Here is a 9,611-nt window from a genome sequence, read left to right as displayed (position 1 = left end):
GCTAGGTATTTACTTCAGGGTTTCCTGCCTCCAAATTTAAAATTATTAAATTTGTCTGAATATCTGCGGAATGTGGGCCAGAAGCTTTGTGGAGAATGGTTTTTATGATTTGCCTATTTAGCCGTTCATACCGTAAATCAGCAACGCCGAAAATCTAATAGCGACGCACCTTACACATTCGGTGAACGAAACAACCCTCCGTTTCACTCCGCCCAACAATTTTATTGTTGCAACATTTTTTCTCGGTATCCGCTCAATAAATCGGGGGAAATCGCTCACTAAGAGCCTCAAACATCGCAAAATCGTTCCCAACAAGGTAGTCTACCCCGATTTATTGAGCGGATACTTTTCTCGCATGGTATTATTTTCCGAATCAGATCAATTCCGTTAACAGTTGACAGTTGACAGGTCAACGTTTCTGACTTGAGAGATTTTGAAATTCCCGACTTCCCTGATAGCCAGATAAATCTCCTAACTCATTCAACGATTTTTGCCCTTCGTAAAACTTACCGTTAATTTCCCAAGCGGGAGTACCCTGAATCTTTGCAGCTTGGCAAAGATCAGGTCTCGCATTTTTCCCTTGAGGATTGCACTCGATATAATTGATAATTCGAGCCGCCTCTTTGCCAAAACTTTCCTTTTGCGCTTGACAGTGAGAGCAGGTATAAGAGCCGTACATTTTAGCTCCCACTCTTTTTAAATGCTGCGCTAAAGCAATTTCAGAAGTGCCAGAAGATGTTGTAGTATTCATGCTTGTCTCCTTGGCAGTACCGAGATTATTCACATCGGCATAAAGACCAGCAGAGGAAATCAACACTAACATAGATACCAGAATTCCGATCAAAAATAGCTGCCCGATATCATCCCATTCGCGACCGATTAATGCTAAGACAAACAAGCTAGTTGCAAACAAAGCAGACGCAATGCAGTAAATACAAGCTGCTTTGATATCAACAGCCAGTACATACATCAGATAGCCACTAAAAATCATCATTGCTGTGCCACCAGCAAACAAAAATAGTCCCGTCCAAGACTCTAATTTAGAGCGGAGACTCTTCTGTGCTGAAGAATTGACAAATAGGGGAGCTACGGCAAAAATTATCATGCTCAAATAGCCCAAAAACCCGAACAAAGAAAGAGGCAAACCAAAGACATAGGCATAGGGACTCGAAAGCACGATATCGCAGCCTTCTATGGGACAAGTTACCGCTCCTTGGGATAACTTGACGGCTGTTAGATAAGCAGTAATCGCAGCCCCAATACTTGCAATTCCTGCCATGATCGGGCGAGAATATCGATAAATCCAGGGCAGAGAACGTTGACGGTGCATAGTATTTTTGACCTCAAAATGAATGTATGTCTCAATTGTTGTAAAATGAAATTTTACACGCTGCGATTTCTCTATTTCAAAACTCTAGTTGCATTGAAAATAGCTGCCAGAGCTACCCCAACATCGGCAAAAACAGCTTCCCACATTGTCGCCAAACCAAAAGCACCCAAACCAATAAATATCGCTTTGACTGACATCGCAAAAATGATATTTTGCCAGACAATATTGTGAGTTTTCCTGGCAATTTGGATCGCTTCAGCCACCTTAGACGGTGCATCGGCCATAATCACAATGTCAGCAGTTTCGATCGCCGCATCGGAGCCCAAACCGCCCATCGCTATGCCGACATCAGCCCTAGCAAGAACCGGTGCATCATTAATTCCATCCCCGACAAAGACAATTTTATCGCCTTTTTTAGATTCGGCGATCAGTTTTTCGATCGCCTCAACTTTTCCTTCGGGCAATAACTCAGCTATGTAGGAATCTAAACCGAGCTTTTTCGCAACACTATCGGCTACAGCTTGATTGTCTCCTGTGAGCATCACGATGCGCTCCACACCCAATTTCTTGAGGTCACGAATAGCTTGTACTGCGTCTTCCTTCAGCTCGTCAGCAATTAAAATATAGCCAGCGTAGCGGTTGTCTACCGCTAAATGTACGACAGTACCCTCAGCATTGCAAACATCGTGAGGGATGTTTTCTCGGTGTAGCAAACGGTCATTTCCGGCAAGCACAATTTGATTATTCACTTTGGCTCGGATGCCGTGTCCCGCTATTTCTTCGTAATCTGTCACCTCCGAAGAATCTATTTTTCCGCCGTAAGCTTCCAGAATAGATTTCGCGACTGGGTGATTTGATTGAGATTCTACCTTGGCAGCCATTGCCATCAAATCAGATTGTGAAAAACCATTTTGAGGCACAATTTTTGCAACTTTAAAAACTCCTTTTGTCAGAGTTCCTGTTTTGTCCAAAACAACTGTCTTGACTGCTGTCAAAGTATCGAGAAAAGTCGAGCCTTTCACCAAAATACCGCGCTTGGCTGCACCACCAATTCCCCCGAAGTATCCGAGAGGAATGCTAATCACTAATCCGCAAGGGCAGGAAATAACTAACAAGACTAGGGCGCGGTACACCCACAAAAGGCGATCGGCATTAGTTGCTCCTGAAATGAACAAAGGCGGAATTAAAGCCACTGCTAATGATGCAAATACTACAAAAGGCGTGTAGTAACTGGCAAATTTGCTGATAAATTTTTCAGTTTCAGCTTTTTTGCTTCTGGCATTTTCTACTAATTCCAGAATTCGGGAGATTGAAGATTCACCGAATATTTTGGTAACTTTGACGGTGAGAACTCCTGTCTGGTTAATTGTTCCTGCTAAAACTGTTTCTCCAACTTTCACTGTTCGAGGTACTGATTCTCCAGTTAGTGCAGACGTGTCAATTTGAGAATTGCCGTCGATAATTTCACCGTCTAAGGGGATTTTTTCGCCTGGTTTGACAAGGATGATCTCGCCGACGGCTACGGTTTCGGGCGAAACTTTTTTGATGTCACCATTTTCTTTGAGGTTGGCGCTGTCTGGGCGGATCTCTAAGAGCGATTTGATCGATTGACGCGATCGCCCGATCGCAAATTCTTGAAAAAGTTCTCCGATTTTGAAAAACAACATCACGCCGACTGCTTCTGGAAGTTTGTGAATGGCTACAGCCCCCAGTGTTGCCACAGTCATTAAAAAATTTTCATCAAATACTCGACCTCGCAGAATGTTGCGGCCGGCACTGGTTAAAACATTCCATCCACTCAAAAGATAGGCGGGGATGAAAACCAGATATTCGGCTATAGAATAGGGCGTGTTGTGCAGTTTTTCTTCAAATATTAAACCTCCGATAAATAGTAAAACAACTGATATAACAGGAATCAATTCTTGCTTGAGGTTGAAATCTCCGTTGCCGTGGTCGTGACCGTGGTCGTGGTCGTGACCGTGGTCGTGGTCATGGTCATGGTTATGATTCTCATGGCTGTGTTCGTGGTGTGCGTCGTGACTACAGCAACCGGAATCGCTTGATTTGGCTTTTTGCATGGTGTTTTCTGGGTTTTTGCTGACGCCTGATAGTATGAATAGATGTTCACATTATATGGTTCAAGAGGACAATATACTAGATTTTTAACTCAAAGTCTAGCTATTTTTTAGAAAAATATTCTTAAATTGGTAGTGACTGTTACAACTAACTAATAATAATAACTATTCTCAATTGCGGGGAAGTAATTAGATGGCTGATACACAAAGCTCAAGAAACCGGGTTTTTCAGCGAGATTGAGGGTTTTTGGCGAGTATTTTGGTGAAAAAACCCGGTTTCTGTCTACCCATTTTTTTAAGTATTGTTAAGAGAACATAATCTGTGCTAATCGTCACAGGCAGAAAACATGAAAAAAGGTTTTTGTTGTGAAATAGACATAAAAAAAAGTCAAAAAGCCTGCCGTACCAGGGCAGAAAGATTCATCACCATAAAAGTTATGGCGATGGTTGTTTCAGAAGTATTAGAAAGTTTAGCCATGACTCTACCAAGGCTGAATCTTCTTTTAGCTTCTCCAAATTTTCCTTCAATTGAGTTACGAATTCTCTCGTCTGACTGAGCTTGTTTCTTCTTTGACTTGCTAATATTTTTTGGGTCTTCCTAGAGGAACGCCACTCATCCTAATTCCTCTTTCTTTGCACCAATCTCGATTTTCCTGCGTTCGATATAGCAAAATCACTTCACCCCTGACAATATTTCGGTCAAAACCGTTTTCTTCTTCATCCAAGGAAAAGGTTCTTCTAATATAGGTAAATTGAAAAATGGACAGAGCTTTTCCCATCCTTCGCCATCACAAACATCAATAATTAACAAAGATTCTGGACGGTCTTTAAAATATTCAAGCACATTTCTATAATGTAAATCATAAACATAAGACATTCTATCTTCATTAAACGCATAAGTACCATAAACAGCCGCTCTTAATAATCTTCTGATCTGCATCTTAGTCTCATTACTAGGATCGAAATCAAACGCAGACCTCTTTGACCAGTGAGCTTCTAAAGACTTTAACCAACATGATTTATTACGCACGGTTAAGATAAACTTACTATCAGGAAATAATTTATCTAACTGAGAATAAAAAGGAGCTACCGTTATATCTGTAATCCCATCATAATCATTGAGAATCGAAAAGTCATACTTAGCAGCCATCAGGTCTTGTAAAATTGTCTCATCATCAGGATAATGAACAACATTAATCCCTAGCATATTTAATGCCATTGTTAAGCTTTTAGTTCCCGTGCGACTCAAGCCAATTCCAAAAACTTTCATCTTTTTACTTATCATGGGTCTTTGAATAATAATTTTACTAGAAAATTCTATAGTTTCGGCTAACGTCAAAGGAGCTTTTTCCAAAATATTCATTTGCTTAAGTTCGCGGAGATCAATATTTGGTAAATTCTCAATAAACCTAGCAATTTCCGGCTGACTTGCCTGCTTTGAAATATATTTTCTTGCAGAATCTACACCAAATTTAGCAACCAAAAAATCTAAATCTTTTTCTTGTCTTCCCCAATCTTCCTGACAAATAGTTAATTTAGCTTGATGATAATCTTGGCGACTTCTCAGTTCTCTCAAAGCACATTTGGCAAAAATATGGTGATAGAATTGAAAAAAGTCATGGATAATGTTAAATTTCTTAAATGCTTTTTTTAGCTTCAGTTTTTTTAGTGCCAGTGCACGAGTTCTTGATTCAGGTCTTAACACATATTTAGCATCATTATCAGGTACTTTAATAGCTTGCATTTCTCTGATTACATCAATTCTAGTAATATGTACACCACAATGAATATGACCTCTGAATTTATCAAGAACATAACAGTCTACGTATGGCAAACTATTTCTGGTAAGGAAAGGAGACATATCCTCCATAATTAAACAATCAGCATCCATGAAGACAACAAAATCACAATCGTAATTCATCTTCAGCATTTGCTGAACAGCGTGGGCAAAAGGTTTAACATTTTCAATAATATGAACTTGACGAGGCTGAATATTTTTGATGGCTAGGTCTAGGGCTATTTGGGATGTTCTTTCGCCAACAGTTCTAAAAACTAAATCGATTTTTTTCATGGTATTCTAATTCCAAGCCTGAGTTTTTAACTTGGAAAGCTGATAAATTATACTATCACCAGAAAAATCAGAAGTCAAGTGCTTGATTTTTCTGTAAATTTATGATAATGGTGTGAACTTGTACCAATTCTTAAAAGTTATGTAACAAGCGACATATTAGACCTCTTGCATAAGTCTTTTTAATCAAATTTTCGGACGGGCTAGAAGCCAATCCCAAAAGAAAAAAAAATTGTGGGATGGGCTCTGAGCATCGTCCTAATTATTTTTGCAAGAGGTCTATTAAGTGCAGATTAATAGTGAATTGCTATGAGCCACCTCCTTGTGGAGGGTGAACGCTTAATAGCAGAATTTTCATAGCAAATTTACAATACTCCGAACAATTTTGAGTTGAGAAGAGGTCTGAGAAATATCAAAAGTTGGTTCGATGCTACACCTCCCATTTCAATTCTTCGTTTTCTTTATCGGCAATTTGTTCAAATAAACGCTCCACAGTAGGGTCAAGTTCTTGACGCCAACGCAAATCTAAAGTAATTTCTAAACCATGATTTTGGTAATAATCTGAGCAACCCTTTGATACATTAGGTAAAAACTCTTCTGTATTTTTGTGTTGAGCCTTTACTATTAAAAACTTCGTTCCGTTGTTTCCTCCTACTGGATGATGTTCGTGCTGGTAATATTTAACCATTTGGGGTTGATAGTCTATTTCCAAAAAATCGCAAAGCGTTCTGATGACACTTTCTACATTTGTGGCAAGATGTTCATATTTTATCTTAATTTTATTACCATTAAAATGACGGTACAATTCTTGGGTTTCATTGATGAGTTCCTTCCAATCATTAATTATTTCTTTGACATTTTTTTGAGGATATTTTCTGGTGCGGGAATTGATAACTGCCCGCCCATCTCTTTGGATAAATATCAAAAAAGGTTGGGAAGATGTTTTTTGAATAGTGGCTATTTGTTCTTCTAGCCAAGAAGTGTTTTTTGTAGAATCAACTACAATTGGCTTTTGTGTTTTGAGCGATATTTGTTCGTATAAGTCTAGGTGAGTGCTAGTAATAAAATCTTTCCAAACTGGACAATTGATACCACAAATGTTGCAAGTTCTTTTTATGGGGTAGTTTGTATTTTGCATGAATCTGGCTTTCCTTGCCTCTCCCGAGTAGAAACAATCCTGATGACTTCCCAGTATAAGTCCTAGAAGCGTAGAGCCAGAGTGACCAGCGCCACAGATAAAACAAACCTTTTGATTGATTCTTGATCCAGAATTTAGCACCATATCGCTGTAATAGATAAATTGGGTGTTGCTTAATCAGGGTATGAAAAAAATAAGTTGAAAATCCAAACGCTTTGTGAATACTGGTTTCTATGACGGGCATATTTAGCCTTTCATACTGTAAATCAGCAACGCCGGATTTTTTAACCGCAGATATCAGCAGATGAACACAGATGCACGCTGATGGGATTTCTGAAGTGTTTCAACTCTGACTTAATTAGCTATTCATCCGCCGGATAAACTCTAAGGGTAATCCGTCTGTATCGGCAATAAAAGCTACTTCGTAAACATTTTGCCCGATCGCCTGTTGAGTCGGTTCTAATAAAACTTTCAAAGCTTGAAACTGGTTTGGTTCTTCTTTAGCTGCTTCCTCAAACCGCTGTTTGAGAGACTGCAACCAACTAGGCAAGTCTGTCGTCGCCTCAGTTAAATCGAAAGATAAATGATAATATCCCACATAATGCTCGTCTGCGAAAGCATCGGGTGCGGGTTTTGGTTCCGGGATTTGGATTAGTTCGATGCGTCCGTTAAGACCTTCCATCCAACAGGCTAAGGTGTAACCTGTGGTAAAGCGATCGCTCACAGTAAATCCTAACTGTTCGTAAAAGGCGATCGCCCGGTGAATGTTAGCAGTGCGGATCGAGGCGTGGTGCATTTGGCAGTTGACAGTTGACAGTTGACAGTTGGCAGTTGACAGTTGACAGTTGGCAGTTGGCAGTTGATAGTTGATAGTTGGTAGTTGGTAGTTGCTACAAATAACAAATAACCAATAACAAATAACCAATAACAACTGACTACTGACTACTGACCAATGATTATTCAAACAACCGAAAATAGGGATATCTAGTAGGAACTCCCGGCTCTTTTTCCAAATCAAAATTAATCACTTCCCAGCAAGGCTCCTCCTGGGGATCTGGGCTAAAATCCACAGGTAAACCGTACAGCTTTGGACGCGGCGAATCCGGTTGGCCCCGCCAAGGCGTGCTGCGTTCCAAATAAGCGCTGATTAAGTCCCGATAGCGTTGAGCAACGATCACGCGAGTTGCTCGATAGCCTTGAGTATAAAGTCGATCGAGCGCTTCGTGAATTTCAAACCGAATCCCGTCCGGATGAGTGTGCTGGCGATACCATTCATCCTCCCAGCGGCGCCAGTGCCGCCCTGACTGAAGATGAACCAGTTCCCCCGTTTTTGGATCTGCCTCAAATGCCCCGTGACGCACGCACAAATAGGTATCCGTGAGCGTTAAAGCCGGAATTGTTTGGCGGCAGTGGGGACACTGAATTTCCGGGCCAAACATCGGGTATTGCAAGGCAAATTCAATCATTTATTTGCGTCCCAGCATATTTATCTGCAAACGTGGCAAATAGTTTTATTATATCCCGTATTAACAACCAGCTAATCTGCTAGAAGTATCGCGATCGACCAAAAAGATGAGTAATCTCAACGAACCTTTGCCTGCAAATCCTGCCTATTGGCCATTGCCGGATCTCTCCCAAGCTGCTTTTGTCGCTGTTAGCGCTGTTGTCATCGGCAGGGTAGAGGTGGCTGCAGGCGCGAGTATCTGGTACGGGGCGGTGGTGCGGGGGGATGTAGAGCGAATTGCGATCGGCAAAAGTACCAATATCCAAGATGGAGCAATTCTGCACGGCGATCCGGGAAAACCGACTATTTTGGAAGATTTTGTGACTGTCGGACACCGAGCGGTGATTCATTCAGCTTACATTGAACGGGGGTGTTTGATCGGGATTGGGGCGATCGTCCTAGATGGAGTGAGAGTGGGCACAGGGTCGATCGTCGGTGCAGGGGCGGTTGTGACGAAGGACGTTCCCCCTCGAACGCTGGTTGCGGGAGTGCCTGCGAAGCGGCTGCGAGACTTGTCTGAGGAGGAATCTGAGGAGTTGGTGGAACACGCTAAGCGTTACGAAAAGTTGGCTTTGGTTCACGCGGGGAAAGGTTCTGATTTGGGATTTGGTTCGTTGATAGAATAGGATTTTTAGCAAAAAACAATTAGTTTCCCATGACTTACACTGCGCCAAAAATTCTCACATTTGAAACATTTGTCGATCGATATTGTGACAACTGCCACTACGAGTTCGCTGACGGAGAATTAGTTGACAGGTCACCCACAGGCCCCCACGAAACCGTCAGTGGTAAACTGGCTACTCAAATCGGAATTGCGATCGCAGCCGAAAAACTACCTTGGTTTATTCCCCGGACTTGTTTAATCCGTCCATTTGCTGACGCTGCTACGGCGCGCCGTCCCGATATTGTCGTGTTAGATGAAACCGCCCTTGTCAGCGAACCGCTTTGGGAAAGAGAACCTGTGATTACGTTAGGGCGATCGATTAAATTAGTTGTAGAAGTTGTCAGCACTAACTGGGAAACAGATTATGCCCGAAAAGTTGAAGAATACGCTCTTTTAGGAATTCCAGAATATTGGATAGTTGATTATCGTGGATTGGGGGGTGTGGCTTTTATCGGTAAACCGAAACGTAAGGATTCAGGTAAAAAATAGTTGATTGAGAGCCGAAAAATATGGTAATGTAGTCAGATGAGCGAAAAGCCAGAGTTATCAGCAGCACTAAAATTAGGAATAGTTGAGCAGTTAAGCCGTGAGGAACTGGTCAAAATTGTGCTGACTCAACAGAAGCTGATTGAAAAATTACAACAAGAACTCGAAAAACTCAAAGAGAGACAGCCGAGTAATAGCAAAACATCATCGAAACCCCCGGGTGCATCTCACTTTGGCAAATACATCAAATTGAAAGTTGACCGTTGAGATAAGCACAGCGAAGAGAAAGGATAGAGGGAACGCTCTCAATATTCCATTGCGCTCCTGATATTTTCACCCTGAATCC

General features: G+C 41.5%; 9 protein-coding genes and 1 pseudogene. 3 read left to right on the top strand and 7 right to left on the bottom strand.

Going from position 1 to position 9,611, the window contains the following annotated elements:
- Positions 1 to 409: 409 nt before the first annotated feature.
- The 7 genes and pseudogenes from QUB66_RS29030 to QUB66_RS29000 all read right to left on the bottom strand — a co-directional run bounded on the left by QUB66_RS29030 (position 410) and on the right by QUB66_RS29000 (position 8,077).
- The gene (locus QUB66_RS29030; RefSeq protein ID WP_265240069.1) at positions 410 to 1,330 is read right to left on the bottom strand and encodes a vitamin K epoxide reductase family protein; all 921 of its coding nucleotides are present in this window, start codon (positions 1,328 to 1,330) and stop codon (positions 410 to 412) included.
- Between the two features lie 71 nt (positions 1,331 to 1,401).
- On the bottom strand, positions 1,402 to 3,408 hold the full coding sequence (locus QUB66_RS29025; RefSeq protein ID WP_332970704.1) for a heavy metal translocating P-type ATPase: 2,007 nt from the start codon (positions 3,406 to 3,408) through the stop codon (positions 1,402 to 1,404).
- 329 nt (positions 3,409 to 3,737) lie between these two features.
- Positions 3,738 to 4,073: pseudogene (locus QUB66_RS29020) on the bottom strand (transposase); the annotation flags it as partial.
- Positions 4,074 to 4,078: 5 nt separating this feature from the next.
- Positions 4,079 to 5,476 carry a sulfotransferase family protein gene (locus tag QUB66_RS29015; protein WP_332970703.1) on the bottom strand — a complete coding sequence of 466 codons (1,398 nt, stop codon included), beginning with the start codon at positions 5,474 to 5,476 and terminating at the stop codon, positions 4,079 to 4,081.
- 427 nt (positions 5,477 to 5,903) lie between these two features.
- A complete protein-coding gene (locus QUB66_RS29010; RefSeq protein WP_332970702.1) occupies positions 5,904 to 6,755 on the bottom strand; it encodes a sulfotransferase in 852 nt (283 codons plus the stop codon).
- 214 nt (positions 6,756 to 6,969) lie between these two features.
- Positions 6,970 to 7,407 (bottom strand): VOC family protein, encoded by a 438-nt coding sequence (locus QUB66_RS29005; RefSeq protein ID WP_332970705.1) that lies wholly within the window; start codon positions 7,405 to 7,407, stop codon positions 6,970 to 6,972.
- Positions 7,408 to 7,567: 160 nt separating this feature from the next.
- Positions 7,568 to 8,077: a TIGR02652 family protein gene (locus tag QUB66_RS29000; protein ID WP_265240073.1), complete on the bottom strand. Its 510-nt coding sequence runs from the start codon at positions 8,075 to 8,077 to the stop codon at positions 7,568 to 7,570.
- Between the two features lie 106 nt (positions 8,078 to 8,183).
- Between QUB66_RS29000 and QUB66_RS28995 the strand changes: the two genes are divergently transcribed.
- From QUB66_RS28995 to QUB66_RS28985, 3 genes are read left to right on the top strand one after another with little or no spacing between them, the layout of a single operon-like run.
- Positions 8,184 to 8,741 carry a gamma carbonic anhydrase family protein gene (locus QUB66_RS28995; RefSeq protein ID WP_332970701.1) on the top strand — a complete coding sequence of 186 codons (558 nt, stop codon included), beginning with the start codon at positions 8,184 to 8,186 and terminating at the stop codon, positions 8,739 to 8,741.
- Positions 8,742 to 8,770: 29 nt separating this feature from the next.
- Positions 8,771 to 9,268, top strand: coding sequence for a Uma2 family endonuclease (locus QUB66_RS28990; protein WP_332970700.1), 498 nt, complete (start codon positions 8,771 to 8,773; stop codon positions 9,266 to 9,268).
- Between the two features lie 36 nt (positions 9,269 to 9,304).
- The gene (locus QUB66_RS28985) at positions 9,305 to 9,532 is read left to right on the top strand and encodes a hypothetical protein (protein ID WP_442923343.1); all 228 of its coding nucleotides are present in this window, start codon (positions 9,305 to 9,307) and stop codon (positions 9,530 to 9,532) included.
- The last annotated feature ends 79 nt before the right edge of the window (positions 9,533 to 9,611 follow it).

Source organism: Microcoleus sp. A2-C3 (assembly GCF_036706065.1).
Taxonomy (GTDB): domain Bacteria; phylum Cyanobacteriota; class Cyanobacteriia; order Cyanobacteriales; family Microcoleaceae; genus Microcoleus.
Note: the sequence above shows the minus strand (reverse complement) of the source record. Positions and strands in the feature narration are given on the sequence as shown.

Coding starts and splice junctions, on each gene's coding strand:
- QUB66_RS29005 (WP_332970705.1), bottom strand. CDS start 7,407: ATGCACCACGCCTCGATCCGCACTGCTAACATTCACCGGGCGATCGCC.
- QUB66_RS29000 (WP_265240073.1), bottom strand. CDS start 8,077: ATGATTGAATTTGCCTTGCAATACCCGATGTTTGGCCCGGAAATTCAG.
- QUB66_RS28990 (WP_332970700.1), top strand. CDS start 8,771: ATGACTTACACTGCGCCAAAAATTCTCACATTTGAAACATTTGTCGAT.
- QUB66_RS28985 (WP_442923343.1), top strand. CDS start 9,305: ATGAGCGAAAAGCCAGAGTTATCAGCAGCACTAAAATTAGGAATAGTT.
- QUB66_RS29025 (WP_332970704.1), bottom strand. CDS start 3,408: ATGCAAAAAGCCAAATCAAGCGATTCCGGTTGCTGTAGTCACGACGCA.
- QUB66_RS29010 (WP_332970702.1), bottom strand. CDS start 6,755: ATGGTGCTAAATTCTGGATCAAGAATCAATCAAAAGGTTTGTTTTATC.
- QUB66_RS29015 (WP_332970703.1), bottom strand. CDS start 5,476: ATGAAAAAAATCGATTTAGTTTTTAGAACTGTTGGCGAAAGAACATCC.
- QUB66_RS28995 (WP_332970701.1), top strand. CDS start 8,184: ATGAGTAATCTCAACGAACCTTTGCCTGCAAATCCTGCCTATTGGCCA.
- QUB66_RS29030 (WP_265240069.1), bottom strand. CDS start 1,330: ATGCACCGTCAACGTTCTCTGCCCTGGATTTATCGATATTCTCGCCCG.